At 64.9% G+C, this 26,188-nt stretch carries 22 protein-coding genes; 15 read left to right on the forward strand and 7 right to left on the reverse strand.

The window, feature by feature from the left end:
* Window positions 1-61: 61 nt before the first annotated feature.
* Window positions 62-1,714, forward strand: coding sequence for a VRR-NUC domain-containing protein (locus tag C4K40_RS14340; RefSeq protein ID WP_053129462.1), 1,653 nt, complete (start codon window positions 62-64; stop codon window positions 1,712-1,714).
* Window positions 1,711-3,996 (forward strand): ATP-dependent DNA helicase, encoded by a 2,286-nt coding sequence (locus C4K40_RS14345; protein WP_053131321.1) that lies wholly within the window; start codon window positions 1,711-1,713, stop codon window positions 3,994-3,996. The genes C4K40_RS14340 and C4K40_RS14345 overlap by 4 nt, the downstream gene beginning before the upstream one ends.
* A 41-nt stretch (window positions 3,997-4,037) precedes the next feature.
* Here the strand turns inward: C4K40_RS14345 and C4K40_RS14350 are convergent, their stop codons facing one another.
* From C4K40_RS14350 to C4K40_RS14370, 5 genes are all read right to left on the reverse strand, one after another.
* Window positions 4,038-4,448, reverse strand: a complete 411-nt coding sequence (locus C4K40_RS14350) for a TIGR03067 domain-containing protein (RefSeq protein ID WP_053129465.1) — start codon at window positions 4,446-4,448, stop codon at window positions 4,038-4,040.
* A 30-nt stretch (window positions 4,449-4,478) separates the two neighbouring features.
* Window positions 4,479-5,126: a response regulator gene (locus C4K40_RS14355; protein WP_053129468.1), complete on the reverse strand. Its 648-nt coding sequence runs from the start codon at window positions 5,124-5,126 to the stop codon at window positions 4,479-4,481.
* Window positions 5,127-5,203: 77 nt separating this feature from the next.
* Window positions 5,204-8,401: a hybrid sensor histidine kinase/response regulator gene (locus tag C4K40_RS14360; protein WP_053129470.1), complete on the reverse strand. Its 3,198-nt coding sequence runs from the start codon at window positions 8,399-8,401 to the stop codon at window positions 5,204-5,206.
* A gap of 141 nt (window positions 8,402-8,542) precedes the next feature.
* Window positions 8,543-11,509 (reverse strand): ATP-binding protein, encoded by a 2,967-nt coding sequence (locus C4K40_RS14365; RefSeq protein ID WP_083456827.1) that lies wholly within the window; start codon window positions 11,507-11,509, stop codon window positions 8,543-8,545.
* A gap of 163 nt (window positions 11,510-11,672) precedes the next feature.
* Window positions 11,673-12,494, reverse strand: coding sequence for an aldo/keto reductase (locus C4K40_RS14370; RefSeq protein ID WP_053129472.1), 822 nt, complete (start codon window positions 12,492-12,494; stop codon window positions 11,673-11,675).
* Between the two features lie 232 nt (window positions 12,495-12,726).
* On the opposite strand from C4K40_RS14370, the gene C4K40_RS14375 reads away from it, so the two are divergent.
* The 5 genes from C4K40_RS14375 to C4K40_RS14395 are packed head-to-tail and all read left to right on the forward strand — an operon-like array spanning window position 12,727 to window position 16,495.
* Window positions 12,727-12,942 (forward strand): molybdopterin-binding protein, encoded by a 216-nt coding sequence (locus C4K40_RS14375; protein WP_022638908.1) that lies wholly within the window; start codon window positions 12,727-12,729, stop codon window positions 12,940-12,942.
* Window positions 12,943-12,984: 42 nt separating this feature from the next.
* A complete protein-coding gene (locus tag C4K40_RS14380; protein ID WP_053129474.1) occupies window positions 12,985-14,022 on the forward strand; it encodes an isopenicillin N synthase family oxygenase in 1,038 nt (345 codons plus the stop codon).
* Between the two features lie 27 nt (window positions 14,023-14,049).
* On the forward strand, window positions 14,050-14,853 hold the full coding sequence (locus C4K40_RS14385) for a MetQ/NlpA family ABC transporter substrate-binding protein (RefSeq protein ID WP_053129476.1): 804 nt from the start codon (window positions 14,050-14,052) through the stop codon (window positions 14,851-14,853).
* Complete coding sequence (locus tag C4K40_RS14390) at window positions 14,850-15,827, forward strand: methionine ABC transporter ATP-binding protein (protein WP_053129478.1); 978 nt, start codon at window positions 14,850-14,852, stop codon at window positions 15,825-15,827. The genes C4K40_RS14385 and C4K40_RS14390 overlap by 4 nt, the downstream gene beginning before the upstream one ends.
* Entirely contained in the window at window positions 15,824-16,495 is a 672-nt protein-coding gene (locus C4K40_RS14395; RefSeq protein ID WP_053129481.1) for a methionine ABC transporter permease, read from the forward strand. The genes C4K40_RS14390 and C4K40_RS14395 overlap by 4 nt, the downstream gene beginning before the upstream one ends.
* 8 nt (window positions 16,496-16,503) lie before the next feature.
* On the opposite strand, the gene C4K40_RS14400 is transcribed toward C4K40_RS14395, so the two are convergent.
* Window positions 16,504-17,418 (reverse strand): LysR family transcriptional regulator, encoded by a 915-nt coding sequence (locus C4K40_RS14400; RefSeq protein ID WP_053129484.1) that lies wholly within the window; start codon window positions 17,416-17,418, stop codon window positions 16,504-16,506.
* An 89-nt stretch (window positions 17,419-17,507) separates the two neighbouring features.
* Here C4K40_RS14400 and C4K40_RS14405 point away from each other — a divergent pair, with 89 nt between their 5' ends.
* Window positions 17,508-19,022 (forward strand): MFS transporter, encoded by a 1,515-nt coding sequence (locus C4K40_RS14405; protein ID WP_053129486.1) that lies wholly within the window; start codon window positions 17,508-17,510, stop codon window positions 19,020-19,022.
* A gap of 3 nt (window positions 19,023-19,025) precedes the next feature.
* On the opposite strand, the gene C4K40_RS14410 is transcribed toward C4K40_RS14405, so the two are convergent.
* A complete protein-coding gene (locus C4K40_RS14410) occupies window positions 19,026-19,937 on the reverse strand; it encodes an AraC family transcriptional regulator (protein WP_053129489.1) in 912 nt (303 codons plus the stop codon).
* Between the two features lie 104 nt (window positions 19,938-20,041).
* Here C4K40_RS14410 and C4K40_RS14415 point away from each other — a divergent pair, with 104 nt between their 5' ends.
* The 7 genes from C4K40_RS14415 (at window position 20,042) to C4K40_RS14445 (ending at window position 26,143) form a co-directional block, all read left to right on the forward strand.
* Window positions 20,042-20,602: a carboxymuconolactone decarboxylase family protein gene (locus tag C4K40_RS14415; protein WP_053129492.1), complete on the forward strand. Its 561-nt coding sequence runs from the start codon at window positions 20,042-20,044 to the stop codon at window positions 20,600-20,602.
* A gap of 47 nt (window positions 20,603-20,649) precedes the next feature.
* Complete coding sequence (locus C4K40_RS14420; RefSeq protein WP_053129495.1) at window positions 20,650-21,714, forward strand: acyl-CoA dehydrogenase family protein; 1,065 nt, start codon at window positions 20,650-20,652, stop codon at window positions 21,712-21,714.
* Window positions 21,711-22,550, forward strand: coding sequence for an ABC transporter ATP-binding protein (locus tag C4K40_RS14425; protein ID WP_053129498.1), 840 nt, complete (start codon window positions 21,711-21,713; stop codon window positions 22,548-22,550). The genes C4K40_RS14420 and C4K40_RS14425 overlap by 4 nt, the downstream gene beginning before the upstream one ends.
* Window positions 22,516-23,715: an ABC transporter substrate-binding protein gene (locus C4K40_RS14430; RefSeq protein ID WP_053129501.1), complete on the forward strand. Its 1,200-nt coding sequence runs from the start codon at window positions 22,516-22,518 to the stop codon at window positions 23,713-23,715. The genes C4K40_RS14425 and C4K40_RS14430 overlap by 35 nt, the downstream gene beginning before the upstream one ends.
* Complete coding sequence (locus C4K40_RS14435; protein ID WP_053129504.1) at window positions 23,715-24,476, forward strand: ABC transporter permease; 762 nt, start codon at window positions 23,715-23,717, stop codon at window positions 24,474-24,476. Before C4K40_RS14430 ends, C4K40_RS14435 begins: the two co-directional genes overlap by 1 nt.
* Window positions 24,477-24,573: 97 nt before the next feature.
* Window positions 24,574-25,158, forward strand: coding sequence for a TetR/AcrR family transcriptional regulator (locus tag C4K40_RS14440; RefSeq protein WP_022644316.1), 585 nt, complete (start codon window positions 24,574-24,576; stop codon window positions 25,156-25,158).
* A 124-nt stretch (window positions 25,159-25,282) separates the two neighbouring features.
* Window positions 25,283-26,143: an NAD(P)-dependent oxidoreductase gene (locus C4K40_RS14445; RefSeq protein WP_053129507.1), complete on the forward strand. Its 861-nt coding sequence runs from the start codon at window positions 25,283-25,285 to the stop codon at window positions 26,141-26,143.
* Window positions 26,144-26,188 lie beyond the last annotated feature (45 nt).

Below are 26,188 nucleotides of genomic sequence, written 5' to 3' on the forward strand. Positions count from 1 at the left end.
GGGGCAGCGGCTGTTATCTGTACGCATAACCAGTATAGACCTGCCGTGGCGCCTTTCTCCCGTGACTTCCAACCCCCTCGAGAACCCTCTTTACTACCTGCATAACTTCCAGCAAGTGCTGGGCTGGCTGGAGCAACGCTATGCCGATGTGCTGAGCGGCGAAGAGCAGCGCTTCATCGCCGATTTCGCCTCGCTTGGGCAGCCGGCACAGGCACTGCTGGTGCGCATGGTGATGCGCAAGGGGCGGCATTTTCGCCTGGCCCGGCTCAGCTATCCGGAGATCGGCGATACGGCCCGGGCCCTGGCGCCATTGCTCGACCTGGGCTGGATCGACGACCAGGCGCCACTGCCCTTGGAAGAACTGTTCGGCCTGCTGGCCAAGCCCGAGATCCAGTTGTGCTTCAAGGACCAGGCCTTGCCGGCCAAGGCCAGGAAGGAGCAGTGGCTGCAAGTGCTGCAGGAGGCCTATCCCCAGGCCCGGGCATTCGGCCAGTGGTGCCCGCAGCTGGAGGATCGGTTGCTGAGCCTGACGGTCATGGACCTGTGCGATCGCCTGCGCCTGATGTTCTTCGGCAACCTCTACCAGGACTGGTCGGAGTTCGTCCTGGCGGATCTTGGGGTCTACAGCTACGAGACCGTGCAGATCAGCGCCGATGCCCGGGGCTTGCGCAGTCGTGCCGATGTGGATGGCTTCATCTACCTGCACCAGTGCCAGGAAGCGTTCGAGGCCGGCGCGCAGCTGCCTGGGCTGCTGGCTCGCATCAGCGCCTTCGACAGCGACAACCCCTGGCTGCACAAGCGCCGCGATAAGCTGCTGTTCCTGCTGGGCCAGCACTGCGAGCGCCTGGCGGATTGGGAGCAGGCGAGGCTGATCTACCAGCGCTGCCCCTATCCCGGGGCCCGTTTGCGCCTGATCCGGGTCCTGGAGCGCAGCGCCGACTATCCTGCCGCCCTGGCTCTGGCCGAGCAAGCCGCTTCGGCGCCGCAAAGCGCTGCCGAGGCCCAGCAGTTGCTGCGCATGTTGCCGCGCCTGCGACGCAAGCTGGGTGGGCCGCCGGTGGCCCGGGTAGCGAGCCGTGAAGTATCCCGCCTGGAGCTGTGCCTGCCGCGCGATGGCGAGGGCCTGGCGGTGGAGCAGGTGGTCCAGGCTCATCTGCACCAACCCCTGGCCCCGGTGCACTATGTGGAGAACAGCCTGGTCAATTCACTGTTCGGATTGCTCTGCTGGCCGGCGATCTTCGCGCCGTTGCCAGGCGCGTTCTTCCACCCGTTCCAGCGCGGCCCGGTGGATCTGCTGAGCGAGGACTTCCATGAGCGCCGCCGCGAGCTGTTCCAGGCCTGCCTGGAAGAGTTGGACGATGGTCGTTACCGCGACAGCATCCGCCGGCGTTTCGTGGCCAAGTGGGGCCTGCAATCGCCCTTCGTCTTCTGGGGAGCCTTGAGCGAGGAACTGCTGGAGTTGGCCCTGGACTGCCTGCCGGCTGCGCACCTCAAGCACTGGTTCGAGCGCCTGCTGCTGGATATCAAGGCCAACCGCGCCGGCATGCCGGACCTGATCCAGTTCTGGCCCGAGGAAAAGAGCTACCGCATGATCGAGGTCAAGGGCCCGGGCGACCGCTTGCAGGACAACCAGTTGCGCTGGCTGGACTTCTGCCAGGAGCACGGCATGCCGGTGGCGGTGTGCTACGTGCAATGGAAGGACGCCCCGGCGTGAGTTATCGCATCGCGGTGCGCGCCTTGTGCGAGTTCAGCGCCAAGCACGGGGACCTGGACCTGCGCTTCACTCCATCGCCCACCGCCCAGGAGGGTATGCAGGGCCATCGCACGGTGGCCGCCCGGCGCAATCCCGAGTACCAGAGCGAAGTATCCCTGGAGGGCCAGCATGGCCCGTTGCTGGTCAAGGGCCGGGCCGATGGCTACGACCCCCGGCAGAACCTGCTGGAGGAGATCAAGACCTTTCGCGGCGACTTGTCGCGCATGCCCGACAACCATCGGCAACTGCACTGGGCCCAAGCCAAGGTCTATGGCTGGCTGCTGTGCCAGAGCCGGCAGTTGCCGGGCATCCGCGTGGCACTGGTGTATTTCGACATCCATAGCGAAAAGGAAACCGCCCTGGTACAGGAGTACAGCGCCGGGCAGTTGCAGGCGTTTTTCGAGCAGCAATGCGCGATCTTCCTGGATTGGGCGCAACAGCAGTTGCAGCACCGTGCAGAGCGGGATCGAGCCTGTCGCGAGCTGGCTTTCCCCCATGGGCAGTTCCGCCCCGGCCAGCGCCACTTGGCCGAGTCGGTGTACAAGGCGGTCAGTACCGGTCGCTGCCTGTTGGCCCAGGCTCCCACCGGTATCGGCAAGACCCTGGGCACGTTGTTCCCCATGCTCAAGGCCATGGCCCCGCAGCAACTGGACAAGGTGCTGTTCCTCACCGCCAAGACCCCGGGCCGGCAACTGGCCCTGGACGCCGCCAGGGTACTGTTCGCCGAGCATACCGGGTTGCCGCTACGGGTTCTGGAACTGGTGGCCCGGGACAAGGCCTGCGAGTACCCGGACAACGCCTGTCATGGCGAATCCTGCCCATTGGCCAAGGGTTTCTACCAGCGTCTGCCGGCGGCCCGCCAGGCAGCCAGCCAGGTGCCATTGCTGGATCGCCAGGCGTTGCGCCAGCTGGCCCTGGAGCATCAGGTCTGCCCCTATTACCTGAGCCAGGAAATGGCCCGCTGGAGCGACCTGGTGGTGGCCGACTACAACTACTACTTCGATTTCACGGCCTTGTTGTTCGGCCTGGCCCAGGCCGAACAGTGGCGGCTGGCGGTGTTGGTGGACGAAGCCCACAACCTGGTGGAGCGCGGTCGCGGCATGTACAGCGCCAGCCTCGACCAGCAGCAACTGGCCCAGGTACGCAAGAATGCGCCGCAGGCCCTGAAGAGCTCTTTGCAGCGTCTGAATCGCGAGTGGAATGCCCTGCACAAGGACCAGGTCGCGCCGTACCAGGCCCATGGGTGCTTGCCCGGCGCCTGGCTCAAGGCCCTGGGGTTGTGCGTGGCGGCCATCGGCGACTACTTCAATGAACACCCCCAGGGCCTGGACGCGGCTGTGCAGGGGTTGTATTTCGAGCTACTGCAGTTTGCCCGGGTGGCGGAGCTGTTCGACGAGCAGCCCTTCATTTTCGACGTCAGCAAGCGCACCTTGAGCGCCCGGCGCAGCCTGTCGCGCCTGAGCTTGCGCAACGTGGTGCCGGCGGCGCTGCTGCGCCCGCGCCTGGAGGCGGCCCGCAGCGTGGTGCTGTTTTCCGCGACCCTCGAACCCCAGCATTACTATCGCGACCTGTTGGGTGTACCCGATAGTGCTGTGTGGCTGGATGTCGAATCGCCGTTCGCGGCCACGCAACTGGATGTGCACATCGTCAGCCAGATCTCGACCCGTTATGCCCGGCGCCAGGCCTCGCTGGTGCCCATCGTCGAGTTGATGGCCGGCCAGTTCGCGGCTCGTCCTGGCAACTATCTGGCGTTCTTCAGCAGTTTCGAATACTTGCAGCAGGTGGCCGAGCTTTTGGCCCGCAAGCATCCGGAAATTCCCATCTGGCTGCAGTCGCGAGGCATGGACGAAAGCTTGCGGGAGGAGTTTCTGCAGCGGTTCCAGGCCGAGGGGCAGGGCATAGGTTTCGCCGTACTCGGCGGTGCGTTCGGCGAAGGCATCGACCTGCCGGGTTCGCGCTTGATCGGAGCTTTTGTCGCCACCCTGGGCTTGCCCCAGCTCAATGCCTTGAACGAACAGATGAAGCAGCGCATGGGCGCGTTGTTCGGTGCAGGTTATGACTACACCTACCTCTACCCCGGCTTGCAGAAGGTGGTGCAGGCGGCAGGGCGGGTGATCCGCAGCCAGGCCGATCGAGGGGTGCTGATGCTGATCGACGATCGTTTTGCCGAGCCACAGGTACGTCGGTTGTTGCCGCGCTGGTGGGCTATCGCCGAAGAAGAAACGGCGCAGGACTGCCAGTAGCAGTTGCTGCGCCGTCGATGGGGCGTGCAGGGTTGGGGGCTTCAGCGGCCCTGACGAACCCTGGCGAAGCGCCGCAGGGTTTGCCCGGGGCCGGTGTGGAAGCGGGTAGGCCGGGGTTGGCCGCTATCGGCGGCGATGAAGACGAACTCGTCGTCCGTCAGCTCGTAGCTGGCCGGCAATGGCTGGCCGGCATCGGCGCCGATCGAGTCGACCCAGGTAATGGACTTGGGCGTGGTGCTGCTATCTAGGGTGAAGCTGCCGGCCAGCAGCAACTGGCCATCCACGGTCACCACGCGAAAGCGTTCGCCCTCGATCCAGGTCAGGGCGCCCGGGGCGCTGTGCTCGTCGGGCGGATTGACGATGCCGCTGTCCTCCATTCCGGTCTGTTCCCAGGCGCCTTGCAGGCGTTCCAGGTCCAGCAGGTCGGTGTCACGGTCCGTTGACGGGTGCATGGTCGGGGCGATTCCTTTTGCGGGTGGGTTTCAGTTGAAGAGATTGCGGCCAATGCAATAGGTCAGGAGGTCCAGGTCGCTCTGCACCTCCAGCTTGCGCATGGCAGAGATCTTCTGGGCGCTGATGGTCTTGGAGCTGCGATTCTGGCTGCGAGCGATATCGCTGACGCTCTTGCCGGATATGAACAGGCGCAATATCTCATATTCCTTGGGTGACAAGGTCGCGATCCGCTCGTTGAGCGCTATGTTCGACTCCACCACCGAGTGGCTGGAGAGCGCTTGGCTGCGGTAGATACCCTTCTGCGCGAAGGCCTTGAGAGCCAGCTGGATTTCCTCGTGCAGCTGGTTCTTCTGGATGATTCCCATCACCCCCAGTTCATGCAGGCGGCTGAGGATCAGCGGGTTGGAGATCATGGTCAGGACCAGAATCTGCACGCGTTGGAAGTTACGGGTGATGAACTCCACCAGCTTCAGGCCGTCGCCGTAGGGCGAATCCCCGGGCATGTTGTAGTCGGTGATGACCAGGTCCGCGTGCCGACTCTCCAGCAGCCGTACCAGCTCCTCCGAGCACATGGCTTCGCCGACGATCTCGAAGCGTTCGTCGCGCTCCATCAGTTCGCGGATGCCGAGCAGTACGATGGGGTGGTCATCGGCAATGATTACTTTGAGTTTTTCCATGACAGAGACAATCCGTGTAGTACGCCAATCGGCTGGGTGAACGTAGGGCGGGCGGTATATGCAATCACCGCCACTGGTTATTCAAGAAATGCCAGCAGTTCGGACAACCGCTGCATCAGTTGCCGGACCTGCTGCTCCAGGGATGAGCTCCATGGCCCGTCCTGCAGGCGACACTCCATCTCGGCACAGGCCCTGGCCAGGGCCGGGGCCTGCACTGCGCCCAGGGCTCCGGCGATGCTGTGCAGGCGTTCGGCGGCACTTTGCAGGTCGGTGCTTGCGAGCGTTTGATCCAGACGTTGCAGGTCGTGATTCATGGTCTGGACGAACAACGGACGCATCCTCGGGGAGAGCTGGGGGAAATGTGGGTGCTCGGGTTCGCTGGGGTGGGACGGCTGTGACGCAGGCGCAGGCGCAAGCGTTCCGGCCGTGGGCGGGCAGAGCTGTGACAGTTGCCGCCACAGGTGCTGCAGGTCCATGGGCTTGACGATCCAGGCGTTCATCCCGGCGGCGAGACAACGACTGCGCTCCTCACGCAGGGCATTGGCGGTGATGCCGATGATCGGTAGTCGAGGATCGCGCTGGCGCAGCTGCCTGGCCAGCTCGTAACCGTCCATGAGCGGCATGTCCAGGTCCGCCAGTACCAGGTCGAACAGCTGTGGTTGCCAGTGCTGCAGGGCTTGTTCGCCATCGGCCGCCAGGGTCGCGCGACAGCCCAGGGCCTGTAGCTGCTCCTGGATGATGGCTTGGTTGAGAGGGTTATCCTCGGCCACCAGTACGTGCAGGCACAGCGGGCTCCTGGTGCCATCGGCCGGTGGCGCCACGGCAGACTGTCGCCCTTGACGGGCCTGGGAGGCCGCCTCGGCGATGGCCCGGATATCGTAGGCGCTGACTATCCACTCCTGGTCCTCGGATTGTCGCTCCTGGGATGGGGCGCATAGCGCGCTGACCCGTGGTCCTGGCCAGGAGCACAGGGTCGTTTTGGGTAGCAAGTCGACCAGCACCCGCTGCAGGGGCTGCTGGCTCCATTCGGCAGGTGCCGGCGAGGCCTGGATGCCCAGGCGGTTGAGCCAGTCGCAGGTGTTTTTCAGCAGCTCTGGCACTGGTGCCCGGACGTGCACGGGTGGCCCTTCCGCAAGAGGCTTCAGCCTTGGCGAGGAGCCGGGAAGGTGCGGCAACTCCAGGCGCAGGGAAAAACTGCTGCCCAAGCCAGGTTCGCTGGTGACCTGCAATCGTCCACCCATCAGGGCGCAGAGCTGCTGGCAGAGGGGCAGCCCCAGGCCGGCACGACTGGAAGTGTCGCCCAACTGCTGATGCAGATCGAACAACCGTGCCTGCTCCGCGGGGGGGATGCCGATGCCGGTATCGGTGACCTGCCATTCGATGCAGGCTCGCTGTCCAACCAATTCCAGTAACCGGAGGCGCAACACCACCCGGCCGCTGTCGGTGAACTTGATGGCATTGCCCAGCAGGTTGTCGAGTATCTGGCGGATCCGCCGGGCGTCTCCCCGCAGCAGGTCCGGCAGTTTGGGGTCGATGGAGGCGTAGAGCAGCAGGCCCCGCTGCTGGGCGGCGGCCGCAAACTCCTGCAGGGCTGCCTCTGCCATGTCCAGCGGACAGAACTCCACTGCAGTGATACTGATATGCCCGGCCTCGATTCGGGAGATGTCGAGGATATTGCTGATCAATTGGAGCAGGGCGTTCGAGCAACGCTGGCTGGTGTGCAGGTAGTCGGTCTGGCGCGGGTCCAAAGGGGTCAGGCCGAGCAGCTCGAGAGTCCCCAGTGCTGCATACAATGGCGTTCGCAGCCGGTGGCTCATGATCGCCAGGAACCGCGCCCTGGCTTCGCAGGCCAGGTCGGCAGCAAGCCTGGCCTGCCTCAGCGCGCGGTTGTTTTCAACTTGCCGGGTGATGTCGTTGAAGGCGCAGAGCACCGCCTCCTGGTCCTGGTAGCGGGTCGCGACGAACTTCACCTGCAAGTGGCGTCCACCGACGGCCAGGCAAGACTCGCCGTTGTCGATACGGTGCGGGTCCTGCTCCAGTATCGATAGCAGGTCGCTGCTGCCTGCTCCTTGTCGGGCGTGGGGATTTTCCAGCAGGAGCTTGAAGTCTTCGCGGCGCACCACGCACAGGCCCGTGGGGACGGTCTCGATGATGGTGCGGCTGAAGGCCTCGCTTTCCACTACCTGCTCGTGGGGCGTGTGCATCGCGACCGGTTTGCGGTTGCGTTGCCAGCGGCTGGCCCCCCAACCCCAGGCGAACGCTGCCAGTATCAATCCCAGCAGGCTGGCCGTGACCCATGGCGCTTGCCCGTAGAGCTTGCGGTAGCTGATGCCGTAGAGCCCGGTCCAGAGGGGCGGGGTGTGACTGGTGAGCTTCAGGGTGATGCCTTGGTGGCCGTAGTTCAGGCCGTCGTGCAGGGTCGTTGCCGATCCTCGGGAGCCGGCCAGTAGGGTGCCTGCCGGATCGATCAGGGTGAAGTCGTCATAGACTGGCGCAGCCAGCAGGCCTTCCTGCTTGCCGGCTTCGTCCAGCGCCAGCAGCGAGACCATCTTCATCCAGCCGTCGGCTCCAGTCACTTGTAGCTGCGTCGGAGCCAAGCGCAGGGTGGTATGGGCCAGCAGTTGAGCACCGCTGCCGTTCGAGCCGGATTGAGAATAGAGTTGCCAGTTAACCTGATGCGGGGCGAGGCGTTGCTGCTTCAGTAGCGCCAGGCGTAGCTCTGGTAGCGACGGACCGCCGGCATCATCACGGGATTCAAGCGCGCCGGATCGGGTGCGGGGCGCGAGGCTAGCCAGGTCGAAACCGCTGCAGGCATTGAGCAGCAGCACCCTGGGAGGGCTGTGGCGAGAGTCCGACCAGAAGCTGCGATAGAACGTCGACAAATGCATGCCCACCATGAGCAGACGCGGTAGGTCATTGGCGATCAGGGGGCGATCCAGGACCAGGGAGCCCGGTAGTTGCCGGTCATTGCAATTGTCATGGGACAGGGATCCGGAGGCAGGATGCAACGGCAGTGGGTAGCGGGTATTGCCCAGATGCGAGCTGACTGGGGCCAGGCTCGCTGCATGCTTGAGGAACCGTTCCTGTTCCTGGATATTTTCCATCAACCGAGTGAAGTGCACCCGTAGGTGGTCGGACTGTTGCTCCGCCAGGCGCATCGCTACCCAGCCCAGAGTGCTGCATGGCAGGGCCAGACCCAACAGGATCAACAGGCCCAGGTTCAGTCGCGCCTGGTAGCGAACCAGGTACTCCAGGAAGAGGGGGGTGTACTTCATCACTGATATACCGAGCACATGGCTAAGACCCGATGACGGGGCTGTTTCTTTGAATACGGTTCTACGTCCCGCAGAGGGCCGGGACAGTGGGCGGGGGGATCGATGTCGGATGGACCGGCCCGCTGGCCGAGCCCCTGCGAATCAGCCTGCGCCCGGTCGCGGGGCAAGCGTTCGGCTCAAGGTCGGCTTGGTGCGTCGGGGGTCGTCCCCGGGTGGTGGGGCACCAGAGTGTCGCCCCCCGGGAGTCGTGGACTTTCGGCGATCGAAATGCTTCGGGGCTTCATGGGCGGTTTTTTCATACAACGCCAGGTAGTTGAACAACGCCCTCAAGGCGAAGGGTTTGACCAGGCAGTGATTCATCCCGGCGTCTAGGCACGATTGTTCTTCGCCGCGCATGGCGTTGGCCGTCGCCCCGATGATGGGTATCGAGCAACCGCGGCGACGCAGCTCCCTGGCCAACTGGTAGCCGTTGAGCCTGGGCATGTTCACATCGGTCAGCACCATGTCGAAGTCTCCGTTCTCCCAGATGCCTAGCGCTTCTTCGCCATTGGCTGCCTGCTCTACGCTGCAGCCCAGTTCTTCCAGCTGGTCCTTGAGGATCAATTGGTTGATCAAGTTGTCCTCGACCACCAGTACATGCAGGCTGAGTCTCTTCAGCTCACGGCTCTCATGGTGTTCTTCATCCTCACTCATCCAGGTTCCCAGGGCCTGGCTGACGGCCTGGTGGATCGCCCGCAGGTTGTTGCTGTTGACCTGCCAAATACCATCGTGGGTGCGTGTTGCGTGGTGCCCGTCACCGCTGGCCAGTACCAATGGTCCGGTCCAGCCGGGCTCCAGTCGCTGCTCCATGATGCCGGGGTGTACTTCGATCAGGACGCTGTCGCTGTCATGGCTACTGCGGCCCGACAGGCCGACCTGGGCACGCGCGCCCCAGCGACGTAACCAGCCGGTCACCGATTCGGCCAGTTCGCGTATCGGTGATACCACGTGGATCATCCGTACAGGCGTTGGGCAGGCGAGCACGAGCCGTGGCGTGGTGCTGCCAGCTTCCAGTGGCAAGGTGAGGCTGAAGCTACTGCCCAGCCCCGGTTCACTCACCATGCGCAAGGTGCCACCCATCAGCAGGGTCAGGCGCTGGCAGATAGGCAGGCCCAGGCCGGTACCGGCGATGACGTTGGTGTTGCCTTCGGTTTGGTAGAAGGGCTCGAAGATCAGCGCCTGGTCGTCTCGGGAGATGCCCCGGCCGGTGTCGGACACTTGCCAGGCGAAGTAGTGCTGCTGGCCGTCGTGGAGGCCGCCTCTGACTCGCAGGACGATGCGTCCCGAATCGGTGAACTTGACCGCGTTGTTCAACAGGTTGCTGAGGATCTGGCGGATCCGCGTGACATCGCCCAAGAGCATCTCCGGCAATTGCGGGTCGACACAGGCATAGAGTTGCAGGCCCTTGGCCTGGGCGGCTGCGGCATAGCTCCGGATGAGCTCGTGCATCAGTTCCAGGGTATTGAACTCGCTGAGTTCCAGGGCCAGTTGTCCGGCCTCGATCTTGGATACGTCGAGCACGTCGCAGATCAGTTGCAGCAGGGTGCCGGAGGAGCCTTCGATGGCCCGCAGGTAATCCCGTTGTTGCTCGTCGAGGCGGGTGCGTGCCAGCAGCTCCAGGGTCCCGAGGACTCCATACAGGGGCGTGCGGATCTCGTGGCTCATGGTGGCCAGGAACAGGGTCTTGGCTTCGTTGGCGGTATCGGCCAGGCGCTTGGCTTCTTGCAGAGTGGCCTCGATCTGCTTGCGCGCCGTGATATCGCTGAAAGCGCAAAACAGCACGTCTTCGCCCTTGTAGCGGGTGGGTGCAGAACAGAGATAGAGGTGACGGCCACCGGCGGTCTCGAAGTAGTCCGAGCCATCGGAGCGATTGGCATCGAACGCCCGGCCGATCCAGCTGGCGCACAACTGCTCGCGTTCGTTGCCGTTGCCCAGCCACTGCTGGGACAGGGCATTTTCCAGCACTACCTGGCCATCGCTGCGGCGCAATACACACAGGGCCACGGGGGCGATCTGGACCACGTCGCGGCTGAACGCCTCGCTTTCGATCAGCGCCTGGAGCCGATGCATGGCTGGGGCTATCAGACGTATCTCGATCCAGTGGGTCAGCAAGCCGATCAGGGCCATGCCGAGGAGGCTGATCAGCAACGCGGCGAGCAGTTGTGGCAACAGGGTCTTGAGCAGGGTGTACAGGTCGAAGGAGTACACCAACTGCCAATCGGAAGTGCCGAGTTGCTTGCGGATCACCACGTGGTCGGGCCACCAGCGGCCACCCAGGAAACCGAAGAAGCTTTCACCCTTGACCCGCTGCACCGCTTCGACCAACTGGCGATTGGGAGTGCTGCTCAGGAGCAGGCCGCCCAGGGAGCTGAACATTATGAAGTCACCGGCGTCCTGGTTCTGCAGGGCTTCGGAAACGCTCCCTCCGTCCATCTCCAGGCCCAGCCAGCCGGAGTCGGCAAAGCGTTCGTCGAGGCGGGTGAAGATGTATAGCCGGGCAGTCCCGGAAGAATGATCCGTCAGCCACAGCTCATCGCCCATGGGCACTTCGTCGGGCGTCAGGCTGGACAACCTTGCAAGCAGGGGGCGGGGCAGATTGGCGGTTTCGTGATGGGGGCTGAACAACTGCTGGACTTCGGGCTGTGCCCCTGCCTGGACGTACAACAGCGTCAGTTGCTTGTGCTTGAGATGGTCGCGCATGCGCTGGGTGAGCCAGATGTCCCACTGTTGTTCGCCATGGGAGCCCAGGCGCAGGTGGATCTCTTCGGAGGAGTCGTTGCCTGGCATGAGGTCGGTGGTGATCGGCAGCGGTTGGTACACGGTGGCCAGGCTGAGGCTTTCCAGCAGGGCTTCACGGGTGGTGAAGAATGCCTGGGCTTCGGTGATGGCACTGCTCATGTAGCCGCGACGCTGAGACAACTCATTGTTGAGGGTCGAGCGCAGGAAGTTGTAGACGGCGCCCAGCAGGACGATCAGGAAAATCAGCGCAACGACGCGAAGCAGCCGGCGGGCTGCTTCGGGAGAGGAAAAGAGAGGATTGATCTGATGTAGATAGCTTTTTAATCTCATGCGCCAACTGTAATTGTGGGCATGACAGGCCGGGATCAGACAATTCTTAAATCATGAGCGGCAAATTAGATTTTTCCGAGCACAACGCCATAGCCCACCTGGTGTCACGGCGGGCGTGGATCGTTCAATTGGAGTCTAGCCTGGGCTTGGGTACGAACATGCCTCAGACCATCCCCAGGCGCTGCTTGCGAGCGGGGGGCGGAAACACCCGGTCCAGCTCCTGCAGATCCTGGGGTTGCAGCTGCAGCTCGCCAGCCTCGGCATTGAGGCGTAGGTGTTCAGGATGTACGGCCTTGGGAATGGCCAGTACGCCGTCCTGGCGCAACAGCCAGGCCAGGGCCACCTGGGCTGGCGTAACGCCGTGGCGCCGTGCCACTTGTAGTAGCACCGGTTCGGCCAGCAAGGCGCCGCCCTGGCCGATCGGGCAGTAGGCCATGAGCGGTATTCCCAGTCGCTGGCAGGTCGGCAACAGGTCGAACTCGACCCCCCGGGACTCCAGGTTGTACAGCACCTGGTTGGTGGCGCAGGCCGGCGTATCGAGCTCGTCCAGGTCCGCCACATCGAAGTTGGAGACACCCCAGCGGCGGATCTTGCCGTCCTGGCGCAAGCGCTCGAAGGCCGCGACCGTTTCCTCCAGCGGATACTGGCCACGCCAGTGCAGCAGATAAAGGTCGATGACCTCGGTACCCAGGCGCTGCAAGCTGCGTTCGCAGGCCTGGGGCAGGCTCTTGCGGCCGGCGTTGTGGGGATAGGCCTTGCTGACCAGGAATACTTCGTCGCGCCGTCCGGCAATGGCTCGGCCGACCACTTCCTCGGCGCCGCCTTCGCCGTACATCTCGGCGGTATCGATCAAGCTCAACCCGAGGTCGAGTCCGCAGCGCAATGCCGCGACCTCCCGGTCTCGTTGCCGAGGATCCTCGCCCATTCGCCAGGTGCCTTGGCCAATGACTGGAACCTGCATACCCGCGAGCTGCAACCTGCGCATGACTATCTCCTGGCATCTGTGGATCGATGAGGGAAGGGCACAGGGAAACAAAGCGTCCAGTGCCGGTCAAGCACCGAAGGCGTGGGAATGAAAGCAAGACGGTGGAACCTGGCATATCTCTAAAAAGAATAAAGTTCTAATTATTTATTCCTTTTAAGGCTTTGGTCGAAGGTGCATGTTAATCGCCAGCCGCTCAACTCCTGAGTCCGGTGCCAACAGAGGATGTGCCCGCATGACCATTCAAGCGATCAACGTACGCAATCAGTTCAAGGGCGTGATCAAGGAGATCCACCAGGGCCAGGTGGTTTCGGAAATCGATGTGCAGACTGCTTCGGGCATCGTCACTTCGGTGATCACCACGCGTTCGGTGCGTGACCTGGAGCTCAAGGTCGGCAGCGAAGTGATCGCCTTTGTCAAGTCCACCGAGGTTTCCCTCGCCAAGCTCTGAGCCACCGCTCTTCGGAGATGGTCATTCACAGGGGAGTGAAACATGTCGCATTCGCTGGATATCACTGCATTACCTGTCCTGGATCTGGCCCAGCTGGACGCCGCGCCCGAACCGCGCCAGGCCTTTCTCGACGGCCTGCGCCAGGCGGCGCGGGATGTCGGCTTTTTCTACCTCAGCGGGCATGGCATCGATGGCCAGCTGTTGCGTCGGGTGCAGGACCAGGCCAGGGCCTTTTTCGCCTTGCCCGAGGCCGACAAGGCTGCGGTAGACATGATCCACTCGCCGCACTTTCGTGGCTACACCCGCGCGGCGTCGGAAATCACCCGTGGCCAGCCGGACCTGCGCGAACAGTTCGACCTGGGAGCCGAGCGCCCGGCTCTGGACCTTGAACCGTACAGTCCAGCCTGGGCCCGCCTGCAAGGACCCAACCAGTGGCCTGGGCCGTTGCCTGAATTCAAGCCGCTGCTGCTTCAGTGGCAGCAGGCGATGACCGGCATGTCCCTGCGCCTGCTGCGCGCCTTCGCCCAGGCGTTGTCGTTACCGGAGGCGGCGTTCGATGAGTTGTACGGGGAGCGTCCCAACGAACATATCAAGCTGATCCGCTATCCGGGCCAGGTGCCCGGGCAGAGCAACCAGGGCGTCGGGGCGCACAAGGACTCGGGGTTCCTCAGCTTCCTGTTGCAGGACCAGCAGGCAGGCTTGCAAGTGCAAGTGCAGGAGGACCGCTGGATCGATGCCCCGCCACGGGAAGGCACCCTGGTGGTGAACATCGGCGAGCTGCTGGAGCTGGCCACCCATGGCTACCTGCGGGCTACCGTGCACCGGGTACTGTCGCCACCGGCGGGGCGCGAGCGGCTGTCCCTGGCTTTTTTCCTCGGCGCCCAGCTGGATGCCCGAGTGCCGCTGTATCCATTGCCCGCAGCGCTGCGAGACGAGGCCCGCGGCCCGGCCAGCGACCCGCACAACCCGCTGTTTCGAGAAGTTGGCTGGAACTACCTCAAGGGCCGCCTGCGTTCGCATCCGGATGTGGCCCGGCGCTTCTATGCCGATGCCCTGGTGCCCAAGGCCGTGAGTGCCTGACCCTTTCGTCGATCAAGGACATTGCCCATGCAGAAGACCTATCTGTCCGCCCTGGCGTTGCTGATCGGGCTCGGCCCCTTGGGCGCCGCCGCGCAACCGTTGCGAGTCGCCGCCGACCCGGTGCCACACGCCCAGATCCTCGCCTATGTGCAAAAGCTCGACCCCCAGTTGGAGCTCAAGGTGATCGAGATTCCCAATGGTGTGAATTCCAATGAGCTGCTGGCCCATGGCGACGTGGATGCCAACTACTTCCAGCACCTGCCATACCTCAAGTCCCAGGAGCAGGCCCTCGGGCAGCCGTTCGCCGTGGCGGCCAGCGTACATATCGAACCCTTGGGCATCTATTCCCGGCGGCACCAGGCTTTCGACCAGGTGCCCCAGGGCGGTACGGTGGCGGTGCCCAACAACGTCACCAACCTCAGCCGCGCCCTGTACCTGTTGCAGGACCATGGGTTGATCCGCCTCAAGCCCGGCTTCAGCGATCCGGCCCGCGACCAGGCGACTCCCAAGGACATTGCCGAGAACCCCCGGCGCCTGAAGATCCTCGAGATCGAGTCGCCGCAGATTCCCCGGGCCCTGGAGGACGTGGACCTGGCGGTGATCAACGGCAACTATGCCCTGGAGGCCGGGTTGGTGCCGGCCAAGGATGCCCTGGGCCTGGAGCAGGCCGAGCACAACCCCTATGCCAACATCCTGGTGACCACGCCCGAACTCAAGGACGATCCCCGTATTCGCCAACTGGCCAAGGACCTGGCGTCGCCCGAAGTGGCCGGCTTCATCACCCGGACCTTCGCTGGCTCGGTACTCCCGGTCGCGGGCCAGCAGCCATGATCCAGGTCCAGCAACTGGGCAAGAGCTACGGTGACGGCCAGCCGGCGGCCTTGCAGCAGGTATCGCTGGAGATTCCCGACGGGGCGATCTACGGCATCCTCGGCCGCAGCGGCGCGGGCAAGTCCACCCTGTTGCGCTGCCTGAACCTGCTGGAGCGCCCCAGCAGCGGGCGGGTACTGGTGGACGGCCAGGACCTGGGCTGCCTGTCCGGGGCCGAGTTGCGTCGCCAGCGCCGGCGCATCGGCATGATCTTCCAGGGCTTCAACCTGCTGCATTCGCGCACGGTGCAGGATAACGTCGCGGTACCGCTGGAGATCGCCGGCCTGGCCAAGGCGCAACGCCGCGCCCGGGTCCTGGAGCTGCTGGAACTGGTGGGGCTGGGCGACAAGGCCCTGGCGTTTCCCGGGCAGTTGTCCGGTGGCCAGAAGCAACGGGTAGGCATCGCCCGCGCCCTGGCGGCCGATCCGCGCTACCTGCTCTCGGACGAGGCTACCAGTGCCCTGGACCCGGAAACCACGGCCTCGATCCTGCAGCTGTTGCAACGGATCAACCGTGAGCTGGGGCTGACCATAGTGCTGATCACCCATGAACTGGAGGTCGTGCGCTCGATCTGCAGCCACGCGGCCTCGCTGGCTGGCGGGCAGTTGCTCGAGTGCGGGCCGATCGAGCGCCTGCTGGCGGACCCGCAGTCCGCGCTCGGGCGGGCACTGCTGCCGGGCTACAACCTGCCTGTGGCAGGCGAGCAACTGCAGGCCGAATTGACCTTTTTCGATAACCAGCGCGCCGCGCCGCTACTGGAACAATTGAGCCAACAGCAGGCGCTGAAGCTGCAGGTCCTGGCCGCCGGAGTGGAGACCGTGGCTGGCCAGCGGGTAGGGCGCTTGCGCATCGCTGCCGGCGCTGCGGACCCAGGCCGCTTCGAGCAGCTGTTGGGCGCCTTGGCCCAGCGCGGCGTGCGGAGTGAGCGGCTATGAGCCTGGCACTGGATGGGACCGAACTGGCGCAACTGCTGCTCAACGCCACCGGCGAAACCCTGTACATGGTGCTGCTGGCCGCGCTGTTCACTGTGCTGATCGGTTTACCCCTGGGTATCTTGCTGTTTGTCAGTCGCCAGGACGGGCTGCTCCCCATGGTGCGACTCAATCGCTTGCTGGGGATGTTGGTCAACCTGGGGCGCTCATTGCCCTTCGTGGTGCTGCTGATCGCCCTGATCCCCCTGACCCGGCTGGTGGTGGGGACCACCTTGGGCAGCACCGCCGCCGTAGTGCCGATCACCATCGGTGCCTTCCCGTTCTTTGCCCGGATCGTCGAGAACGCCCTGGACGAGGTGGACAAGGGCCGGATCGAGGCGGTGCTGGCCATGGGCGGGCATGTCGGCCATGTGATTGGCAAGGTGCTGCTGCCCGAGGCCCTGCCGGCGCTGCTGGCCGGGTTGACCCTGACCCTGGTGCTGCTGATCGGTTTTTCTTCCATGGCCGGGGTCATTGGTGGCGGGGGCCTGGGGGACCTGGCGATCCGCTACGGTTACCAACGCTTCAACAACCAGGTCATGGTGGCCACGGTGGTGATCCTGGTGCTGCTGGTCCAGGGGGTGCAGAGTGCCGGCGATCGCCTGGTCAGGTCCTTGGCTCATCGACGCTGAACTGACGCTTAGCGCAAGTCTTCCAACTGCTGCCAGCATTGCTCCAGCCAATCGCACAGGGCGCTGATGCGCTGGGGCACGAAACGGCTGTGCAGGCGCACCAGGTGTACCGGCAGGGCGGGTAGCTGCCAGTCGGGCAGGAGCTTCACCAATTCTCCACGGCGTGCCGACGGCGCCAGTAGCCAGTCCGGCCCGGCGTGCAGTCCGGCACCGGCCAGCAGGGCGCTGTGGATGGCGCCGAGGCTGTTGAGCAAGAAGCTGGCCTTGAGCTCGACTTTCGCCACCTCGCCGGCTTGGCTGAGCAGCAGCTGGCTCGGGTTCTGCTCGGTCATCCAGGAGTAGACCAGCGCCCGATGTTCGCCCAGATCCGCTGGCTGGAGTGGGGCGCCATGGATTCGCAGATAGTCAGGGCTGGCGTACAGACCATGGGACAACTGCCCCAGGGGCCGGGCCACCAGGGACGAGGCCCGCAGGTGGCCCACCCGCAGCGCGACATCGATACCTTCGGCCATCAGGTCCAGCGCCCGGTCGGACAGCACCAGGTCCAGGACCACGGCCGGATGCTGGCGCTGGAAACCGGCGAGCCAGATGCTGACATGACGTTCGCCCAGGGCCACCGGGGCGCTGACCCGCAGGCGTCCAGAGAGCTCGGGAGTGCCCTGGTCGAGGCTGGCTAGCAAGGCGTCCATCTCCTCCAGCAGCGGGCGCATCTGTTCATAGGCCCGGGTGCCGGCCGGTGTCAGGCTGACCTTGCGGGTGCTGCGATTGAGCAACTGGGTATTGAGCCGGTGCTCCAGGGCGGTGAGCTGGCGGCTGACCGAGGAGGGCTCCAGGGCCAGGTCCTCGGCGGCCAGGGTCAGGCTGCCGCGCTCCACTACCCGGAAAAATACCCGCCATGCGGCGTTGTCTGGATTCTTGCGCATGACGCAATTTGATTTTGATATCGCAGTCATGTCAATGCGCAAGGCGCAGCAATAGCATCACAGGCTCACTGGATTTCGAGCCCGGCCCCATGTCTTCTTCCACTGCTACCGATCGTTACTGGATCTTGTTCGCCGTCTGCGCCGCTGGCCTGATCCTGCCCCTGGAGTACACCGGCCCGGCCATGGCCTTGCCCGCCATCGAGCATGCCCTGGGCGGCGGCCCGGTGGCCCTGGCCTGGGTGATCAACGCCTTCGCCCTGAGCTTCGGCAGTTCGGTGATGCTGGCCGGAACCCTGGCCGATCGCTACGGGCGCAAGCGCATCTTCGTCCTGGGCATGGCCGGTTTCACCGCGCTGTCGCTGCTGATCGGTTTCTGCCGCGAGGTCTGGCTGCTGGATCTGTTGCGGGGCTTGCAAGGATTCGCGGCGGCCCTGGCCATGGCCGCCGGCGCTGCGGCCCTGGCCCAGGCGTTCGAAGGTCGGGCCCGGACCCGGGCCTTCAGCCTGCTGGGCAGCGCCTTCGGCCTGGGCCTGGCCTCCGGGCCGGTGATCGCCGGGGCCCTGGTACAGCTAGCGGGCTGGCAATCGATCTTCCTGCTGGGGGCGGTGATAGGTGGCGCGGTGCTGATCTTCGGTGTACCGCGTATGCAAGAGAGCCGCGACCCCGGGGCCCAGGCACTGGACAAGCCAGGCATCTTCACCTTCAGCACATTCCTGGTATTGCTCACGTTCGCCATCATGCAGATTCCCCAGGATGGCCTCGGTAGCCTGCGGGTCCTGGGCCTGCTGGTGGGCGCAGCACTGAGCCTGGGGTTGTTCATCCACATCGAGTTGCGGCAACGGCGGCCAATGCTGGACCTGAGCCTGTTCGGTTACCGAAGATTCATCGGGATCCAGCTGTTGCCGGTGGCGACCGCTGTCTGCTTCATCGTCCTGCTGATTCTCCTGCCATTGCGCCTGATCGGCATCGAAGGCCTGGGCCCCTGGCGTGCCGGGGCGATGATGATCGCCTTGTCGGCGCCGATGGCGGTGGTGCCGTTCGTGGCGGGCCTGCTGGTTCGCTGGTGCAGCGCGGCCAGCCTGTCGTGCCTGGGGCTGGTGATCGCTGCCGGCGGCCTGCTCTGGTTGAGCCAAGTACCGGTGGGACAGCCGGCCATGGCGCTGCTCTGGCCGCTGCTGGTGATCGGCATCGGCACCGGCCTGCCCTGGGGGCTGATGGATGATCTGTCGGTCAGTATGGTACCGGTGGAGCGGGCCGGGATGGCTACGGGCATCTTCACCACCATGCGCGCCTGCGCAGAAGCGATCTGCGTAGCGGCCGGCCTGGCCTTGCTCAAGGACCTGCTCGCTGGTGGGTTGGCCAGCGGCTTGCCGGGATATGGCCCAAGTGCCGTGGCGGCTGCGGCCACTGCCTTGGCCATGGGCGATGGGGCCGTGCTGCCGACGTTGGCCGATGCGCTGTCGCAGCCTTTGCTGTGGCAGCTCTATAGCCAGGCTTTCGCCCAGTTGCTGCAGGTAATGGCCGCCATCACCCTGGTCGCGGCTTGCTGTTGCGCCCTGGCCTTGCGCCAGCCACGGACGCTGGGGTGTCCGAGCCGCTCCTGAGGCTCAGCGTCCCTCATGCTGCTTGCGATAGGCCCCCGGTTGCAGGCCCACGGCCTTGGTGAAGGCTCGGGTGAAGGCGGCGATGGACTGGTAACCGACGGCGGCGCCGGCTTGTTCAACGGTCTGGTTGGCCTTGAGCAACTGGCAGGCATGGCGCATGCGCAAGGCCAGCAGTACCTGCCCCGGTGACTGCCCGGCCAGCTCGTTGAAGCGCTTGAAGAACGCCGAGCGCGAGAGGCCGGTGAGGGCCGCCATGCTTTCCAGGGGCCAGGGCTGGCCGGGATGCTGGATCAACTGCTCGAGCAACGGCGCGAAGGCCGGGTGCCGGGCCAGCGCCACCAGGCCACCCAGGTCTTGGCGATCATTGACTTGCTGGCGCAGCACATACAGGAATAGCAAGTGGCTCAGGCGCTCCAGCAGGGCGGCGGATGGTGCGGGGTCGCGCCGGCACTCCTCGAGAATCAGCTGGAACAGGGCCCGGGCCGCGGCGAGCGATGGATCGCCGGCGCGCAGCACGATCCAGCCGGGCAAGCCCTCGATGATCAGCGACGACAGCCCGGACTTGAAGTGAAAGAAACCGCACACCAGTCCGACCCCATCCTGGGCGCCCAGGTCCAGGGCGGCCATGGGCATGCGTGGCAGCTGCTGTGCCTGGGAGGCTTGCTGCGCGCTGGACAACCGGTAGTCCAGGTCCTGCAACAGGAACACCGCATCACCAGCTTCCAGGCGCTCCGCCTGGGACAGCCCGTCGATATGCAGCCAGCAGTGCCCCTGCACGATCAGGTGGAAACTGGCCCGGGCCAGGCCCTGGGTACTGGCATGCCAGCCGCCGCAGTAGCGTCCGACGTGGAACAGGCTGGCGTCCAGCTCCAGGCCTTCTAATAACCAATCAACCATTGGGTTCGACGAAATCATCTAAGGGAAATACTCAGGAGCAAGTAATCGCTACTTTAGAATATGGATCGGAATTCTTATAACCAACAGACTTGACGCACACCTACACAGCAGGAGTCCACTCCATGTCCCGCGTCACTCTACACACCTTGTCCAGCGCTCCAGAAGCGGCCCGGCCATTCCTGGAAAACGCCCAGAAGAACTCAGGCTACATTCCCAACCTGCTGGGCATCCTGGCCAATGCCCCGGCTGCCCTGGAAACCTATGTCACGGTCTCGGGACTCAACGCCAAGTCCGAACTGAGCCTGGCCGAGCGTGAAGTGGTGCAATTGATTGCCGCGACCACCCATGGTTGCGATTTTTGTGTCGCAGGTCATACCGCCGTGGCCCTGAACAAGGCCAAACTCGCCGATCCGGTGGTCAGCGCCCTGCGTGAGCAGAGCACCTTGCCCGAGGTCCGGCTGGAGGCCCTGGCGGCCTTCGCCCGGGAAGTCATCGCCACCCGTGGCAAGGTCAGCGACCAGCGTTATGCCGAATTCAAGGCCGCAGGATACAGCGAAGGCAATGCCCTGGAGGTGATCCTGGGCATCAGCCTGGCGACCCTGTGCAACTTCGCCAACGTGTTCGCCGGTACTGAACTGAACCCCGAGCTGGCCAAGTATCGCTGGTCCGCGCAAGGTCAATGAGCCAGGGCGCCGGCAGGTTGGCGGCGCCTTTTTCAAGGAGAAATCACATGCTCGATACGCAATTGAGTCAATGGCTGGATGCCCAGGCCCAGGCACTGGACCTGGGGCAATGCGACCCGCAGTCGGTGCTCGCCCAGCTGGCGGCCGGTGGCGTGCTACGGATCGGCATCGACCAGGAACTGGGGGGAAGCGGCGGCGACCTGACCGATACCCTGGAGGCCATGGCCGAAGTGGCCAGTCATTCCCTGGCGGCAGCGTTCGTCTGCTGGGGCCAACGGGCCTTCATCGAGTACTTGCTGCACAGCCCCAACCAGGCCCTGCGCGAGCGCCTGTTGCCAGCGCTGCTCAGTGGCGAGCTGGCCGGTGCCACTGGGCTGTCCAACGCCATGAAGTACCTTTCCGGAATCGAGGCCCTGCAGGTCCGCGCCCGGGACCAGGAACACGGCTGGAGCCTGAACGGGCGCCTGCACTGGGTCACCAACCTGCGCAGGAGCGGGTTCGTGGTGGCCGCGGCGGTGGAACGCGAGGAGGGCGGTGCGCCCTTGATCCTGGCGATCCCCGATGCCTTGCCGGGCCTGCAGCGTTCCGACGACCTGCAACTGATGGGCCTGCAATCGAGCAACACCGCGGCCCTGGGCCTGGAGCAGGTGCAGCTCACTCGCGACTGGCTTCTGCACGACGACGCCCGGGTGTTCCTGCCGGCGGTACGTCCTGGGTTCCTCGGCTTGCAATGCGCCTTGTCCATTGGCCTGGCGCGCCGGGCCCTGGCCGAAGTCGGGAGCCACCTGGGGGAGCGTTCGATACTCCAGGAGCCTCTGCAGCAGCAGCGCCAGGCGCTGGAGCAGAGCGTTACGGAGCTCAAGGCCGGCCTGCTCGATGGACGCTTCCTCAGCCAGCCAGCCGCGCTGTTCCGGGTGCGCATCGCCCTGGCCGAGGTCACTGCCAGTGCCGTGCAACTGGAACTGCAGGCCAGTGGCGGCAAGGCCTACCTGTGCGAGCACGGCAGTGGGTTCGCCCGGCGCTGGCGTGAGTCGGCGTTCGTGCCCATCGTCACCCCAAGCCTGGTGCAACTGCGCGCCGAGCTGCAACGCCAGGCGCGGAACGCTGCATGAGCGGCCTGTTGAACGCCCGGCAGGTGAGCCTGGGGTACCACGGGCCAGATGGCTGGCACTCGGTACTGGAAGACTTCGACCTGCAGTTGCAAGCCGGGGAAGTGGTCTCGGTACTAGGGCCCAGCGGCGTCGGCAAATCCAGCCTGCTGCGGGTCCTGGCCGGTTTGCAGGTACCGCACAAGGGCCAGGTGAGCCTGGCCGGCGAGGTGCTGGAAGGCCCCCATCCACGGGTTGCGGTGGCTTTCCAGGACCCGAGCCTGCTGCCCTGGCTGAACCTTGAACACAACGTCGCCTTTGGCCTGGACTTCGCTCGCCAGCCGCACCTGAGTGCCCGCCAGCGCAAGGAGCGCATCGACCAGGCCATCGCCGATGTCGGCCTGGAACATGCGCGCCAGCGCTACCCGGCGCAGTTGTCGGGCGGCATGGCCCAGCGTACCGCGCTGGCCCGCTGCCTGGCCCGCCAACCCCAGGTGCTGTTGCTGGACGAGCCCTTCGGCGCCCTGGACGAGGTGACCCGGGCCGACATGCAGCAACTGCTGCTCCAGGTGATCGGCCAGCACCGCACTGCGGCGCTGCTGATCACCCACGATATCGATGAGGCCCTGCTGCTGTCCGACCGGGTGCTGCTACTGGGTAACAGCCCGGCGCACATCCTCGGCCAGTGGCGTATCGACCTGCCGGCTCCGCGCGCCGAACGGATCGAGGAACTGGGCGCCTTGCGCATCGAGATTCTCAAGACCCTTCGGCGGGCGAGCCGCAACCCTCTCACTTCCCCTTTGCCTGCACCGTCGGAGATTGACCATGTGCCTGGACGACTTCACCCACACGCGTCGTGACTTCCTCAAGCTCAGCGCGCTACTGACCGCCGGTGGCGCCTTGCCGCTGCTCAACAGCCTGCAGGCTCGCGCGGCCCTGGAGCCGGATGCGCCGGTACGCATCGGCTACCTGCCGATCACCGATGCCACGCCATTGTTGGTCGCCCACAACAACGGCCTGTTCGAGGCCGAGGGAATCAAGGCCGAGCGCCCGGTGCTGTTACGCAGTTGGGCCCAAGTGATCGAGGCCTTTATCTCCGGACAGGTCAACGTCATCCACCTGCTGTCGCCGATGACCGTCTGGGCCCGCTACGGCAGCAAGGTGCCGGCCAAGGTGGTGGCCTGGAACCATGTCGGCGGTTCCGGCCTGACCGTGGCTCCCGGCATCACCGAGGTCCGGCAGTTGGCGGGGCAGTCCCTGGCGATTCCGTTCTGGTACTCGATCCACAACGTGGTGCTGCAGCAGCTGCTGCGCGACAACGGCCTGGTGCCGGTGAGCAAGGCCGCAGGCAGCGCCCTGGGCGCCAACGAGGTCAACCTGGTAGTGCTGCCGCCGTCGGACATGCCGCCGGCCCTGGCCAGCAAGCGCATTGCCGGCTACATCGTCGCCGAGCCCTTCAATGCCCTGGCCGAGGAACTCAAGGTCGGCCGGGTACAACGCTTCACCGGTGATGTCTGGCGCAACCACGCCTGCTGCGTGGTGTTCATGCACGAGCAAGACTTGAACAACCGTCCCGAGTGGTCGCAGAAGGTGGTCAACGCCATCGTCAAGGCCCAGCTCTGGACCCGCGACCACCGCGCCGAAGCCGCCCGATTGCTGTCCAAGGACGGCAGCAACCGCTACACCCCCCACGCGCCCCAGGTGCTGGACCGGGTGTTGGCGCCAGCCGCCACGGACCGCGAGGCTTACCTGGCCAGTGGAGCGATCCGCAATGGCCAATGGGATGAGCAGCGTATCGACTTCCAGCCGTATCCGTTCCCCAGCTACACCGAGGAGTTGGTCAAGCGCCTGAAGGACACCTTGATCGAAGGCGACAAGGGTTTCCTTGCCGCTCTCGACCCCCAGCACACTGCCCGGGACCTGGTGGACGATCGCTTCGTGCGCAACGCCATCGCCAGCGTCGGCGGGCTCAAGGCTTTTGGCCTGGCCGATAGCTTCGAGCGCAGTGAGGAGTTCGCCCCTTGATGGACAAGCGACCTTCCTCCCTGGGGCATTGGGGCCTGGGGCTGGCCGGGCTGGCGAGCCTGTTGCTGGGCTGGTGGCTGGGCGTGCACCTGGCGGGTGACGATGGACTGGCGGCCCGCTTCTCTCCCGAGGCGACGTTCGCCAGCCTGTTCGAGCTGCTTGGGCAACCCCAGGTGTACGAACATGTCTGGGTGAGCCTCAAGCGGATCCTGGTGGGGCTGCTGCTGGCCCTGTTGATCGGCGTGCCCCTGGGCTTGCTGGTGGGCAGCTATCGGCATCTGGAGGCGGCCACCACCCCGGCGTTCCAGTTCCTGCGGATGATCTCGCCGCTGTCCTGGATGCCGGTGGTGGTGATGCTGATGGGCGTGGGCGACCAGCCGATCTATTTCCTGCTGGCCTTCGCCGCCCTGTGGCCGATCCTGCTCAACACCGCAGCCGGGGTGCGGCAACTGGACCCGCGCTGGCTGCAACTGAGCCGCAGCCTGAGTGCCACGCGCTGGGAAACCCTGCGCAAGGTGATCCTGCCGGGAGTGCTGGGGCATGTACTGACCGGCGTGCGCCTGGCCATCGGCATCCTGTGGATCGTGCTGGTGCCGTGCGAGATGCTCGGGGTCAGTGCCGGCCTGGGGTATTTCATCCTCGATACCCGCGATCGCCTGGCCTACTCGGAACTGATGGCCATGGTGCTGCTGATCGGCGTCCTCGGTTTTGTCCTCGATGCCCTGGCCCGGGATCTGCATCGGCGCTGGGTCCACGCTTGAAACCAGCTCGCCGCCCTGGAGCCTTCTCCGGGGCGGTTGACGAACAGCGCTTGTACCTCTAAATTGTGGAACGTTCATTCCAGAAAAGGTACTTGCCGTGCGTCCCAAGGAGTTCGACCCTGACCAGATCGCCGATGCGGCCATGCAGGTGTTCTGGCAGCGCGGGTATGCCGCCACCTCGATCCAGGACCTGGTGGAGGGCACTGGCCTGAGTCGCAGCAGCCTGTACAACGCCTTCGACAGCAAGCACGGCCTGTACACCTGCGCGCTCAAGCGCTACCAGCAATTGACCACGGCCAACGTCGAGCTGCTGGCCGAAGACGCCCCGGCCCCGGAGCTGGTCCGGCGCCTGTTGATGAAGATCGTCGACAACGAACTGCAAGACGACCAGCGCCTGGGCTGCCTGGCGGCCAATGCCGCGCTCGAGGTCGCCGGGCAGGATTCGCTGGTGGCGCAACTGGTGGCGCAGAACTTCCAGCGTATCGAGGCCGCCCTGGAGCGGCTGTTGCGCCGCGGCCAGGAGCAGGGGCAGGTCGCCGCGCACAAGGATCCCCGGGCCCTGGCCAGCTTCGTGGTATGCACCGTCCAGGGCCTGCGGGTGCTGGGCAAGGGCAGTTTGCCGCAGGAGCGCCGTCGCCGTCTGCTGGATGTGGTGGAGGTAGCCTTGGCCAGCCTGGCCTAGTTCCCCAAGCTGCGAACCATGGGCAAGACTGATTGTCGATCGGCCATCCGGTGGAATGGCCGGTTTTTTTGTCCTGTATTGGAATGATCATTCCATTAATTTGCTGAAACCGGAGAAATCGAAGATGACCAAGCAATTGCGTTCCGTGGCTGTACTGGGTATCGGCATCATGGGCGCCGCGGTGGCGCGCAACCTGCAACGCCAGGGGTTCGCCGTGCGGGCCTGGAACCGCACGCCGCACAAGGCCCAGGCACTGGCAGCCGATGGGGTCCGGTTTTGCACGCAGGCGAGCGAAGCCGTAGGCGGGGCCGAGGTGATCATCACCCTGCACAAGGACGGGCCGGCGGTGCTGGCAGCCATGGAGCAGGCCGCCAGTGCCTTGCAACCGGGCACGCTGTGGTTGCAGATGGCCACCGTGGGCGTCCAGGCCTGCGCCGAGCTGGAGGCGTTTGCCCGGGCCCGGGAGCTGGTGTTCTACGACGCTCCGGTACTGGGTACCCGACAACCGGCGGAGCAGGGACAACTGCTGGTGCTGGGGGCGGGGCCCGAGGCGCACCGGGCCGAGTTGCAGCCACTGTTCGATGCCATTGCCAAGCGGGTGCTGTGGGCCAGTGAGCAGCCCGGCGGCGCCAGCCGCTTGAAGTTGGCCCTCAACAGCTGGGTCCTGGCCTTGACCCACGGAGCGGCGGAAAGCCTGGCCCTGGCCAAGGGGCTGGGAGTGGATCCGGCGCTGGTGGTGGAGCTGGTGACGGGTGGTCCGCTGGACAGTGGTTATTTCCAGGCCAAGACCGCCGCCATGCTCAATGACGACTACCGTCCGAGCTTCACCCTGGCCAACGCCCTGAAGGACGCCCAATTGATGGTGGCCGCGGCGCAGCAGGCTGGGGTCAGGGTGGACCTGGCCGAAGCCGGCATCCAGCGTTTCCAGCGTGCACTGGACCTGGGCCACGGCGACAAGGACATGGCCGCCTCCTACCTGGCCTGAGCCTGCTGCTCCAATCGATCCTGGGCGTGTACAGGCGCGGTCCGA

Source organism: Pseudomonas sp. CMR5c (assembly GCF_003850545.1).
GTDB lineage: Bacteria > Pseudomonadota > Gammaproteobacteria > Pseudomonadales > Pseudomonadaceae > Aquipseudomonas > Aquipseudomonas piscis.

Excerpts from the sequence above, each read along its gene's own strand:
- C4K40_RS14365 (WP_083456827.1), bottom strand. The coding sequence starts at position 11,509 with ATGAGATTAAAAAGCTATCTACATCAGATCAATCCTCTCTTTTCCTCT.
- C4K40_RS14420 (WP_053129495.1), top strand. The coding sequence starts at position 20,650 with ATGCTCGATACGCAATTGAGTCAATGGCTGGATGCCCAGGCCCAGGCA.
- C4K40_RS14360 (WP_053129470.1), bottom strand. The coding sequence starts at position 8,401 with ATGAAGTACACCCCCCTCTTCCTGGAGTACCTGGTTCGCTACCAGGCG.
- C4K40_RS14370 (WP_053129472.1), bottom strand. The coding sequence starts at position 12,494 with ATGCGCAGGTTGCAGCTCGCGGGTATGCAGGTTCCAGTCATTGGCCAA.
- C4K40_RS14425 (WP_053129498.1), top strand. The coding sequence starts at position 21,711 with ATGAGCGGCCTGTTGAACGCCCGGCAGGTGAGCCTGGGGTACCACGGG.
- C4K40_RS14435 (WP_053129504.1), top strand. The coding sequence starts at position 23,715 with ATGGACAAGCGACCTTCCTCCCTGGGGCATTGGGGCCTGGGGCTGGCC.
- C4K40_RS14390 (WP_053129478.1), top strand. The coding sequence starts at position 14,850 with ATGATCCAGGTCCAGCAACTGGGCAAGAGCTACGGTGACGGCCAGCCG.
- C4K40_RS14355 (WP_053129468.1), bottom strand. The coding sequence starts at position 5,126 with ATGGAAAAACTCAAAGTAATCATTGCCGATGACCACCCCATCGTACTG.
- C4K40_RS14380 (WP_053129474.1), top strand. The coding sequence starts at position 12,985 with ATGTCGCATTCGCTGGATATCACTGCATTACCTGTCCTGGATCTGGCC.
- C4K40_RS14410 (WP_053129489.1), bottom strand. The coding sequence starts at position 19,937 with ATGATTTCGTCGAACCCAATGGTTGATTGGTTATTAGAAGGCCTGGAG.
- C4K40_RS14395 (WP_053129481.1), top strand. The coding sequence starts at position 15,824 with ATGAGCCTGGCACTGGATGGGACCGAACTGGCGCAACTGCTGCTCAAC.
- C4K40_RS14405 (WP_053129486.1), top strand. The coding sequence starts at position 17,508 with ATGTCTTCTTCCACTGCTACCGATCGTTACTGGATCTTGTTCGCCGTC.
- C4K40_RS14385 (WP_053129476.1), top strand. The coding sequence starts at position 14,050 with ATGCAGAAGACCTATCTGTCCGCCCTGGCGTTGCTGATCGGGCTCGGC.
- C4K40_RS14415 (WP_053129492.1), top strand. The coding sequence starts at position 20,042 with ATGTCCCGCGTCACTCTACACACCTTGTCCAGCGCTCCAGAAGCGGCC.
- C4K40_RS14375 (WP_022638908.1), top strand. The coding sequence starts at position 12,727 with ATGACCATTCAAGCGATCAACGTACGCAATCAGTTCAAGGGCGTGATC.
- C4K40_RS14350 (WP_053129465.1), bottom strand. The coding sequence starts at position 4,448 with ATGCACCCGTCAACGGACCGTGACACCGACCTGCTGGACCTGGAACGC.
- C4K40_RS14400 (WP_053129484.1), bottom strand. The coding sequence starts at position 17,418 with ATGCGCAAGAATCCAGACAACGCCGCATGGCGGGTATTTTTCCGGGTA.
- C4K40_RS14445 (WP_053129507.1), top strand. The coding sequence starts at position 25,283 with ATGACCAAGCAATTGCGTTCCGTGGCTGTACTGGGTATCGGCATCATG.
- C4K40_RS14430 (WP_053129501.1), top strand. The coding sequence starts at position 22,516 with ATGTGCCTGGACGACTTCACCCACACGCGTCGTGACTTCCTCAAGCTC.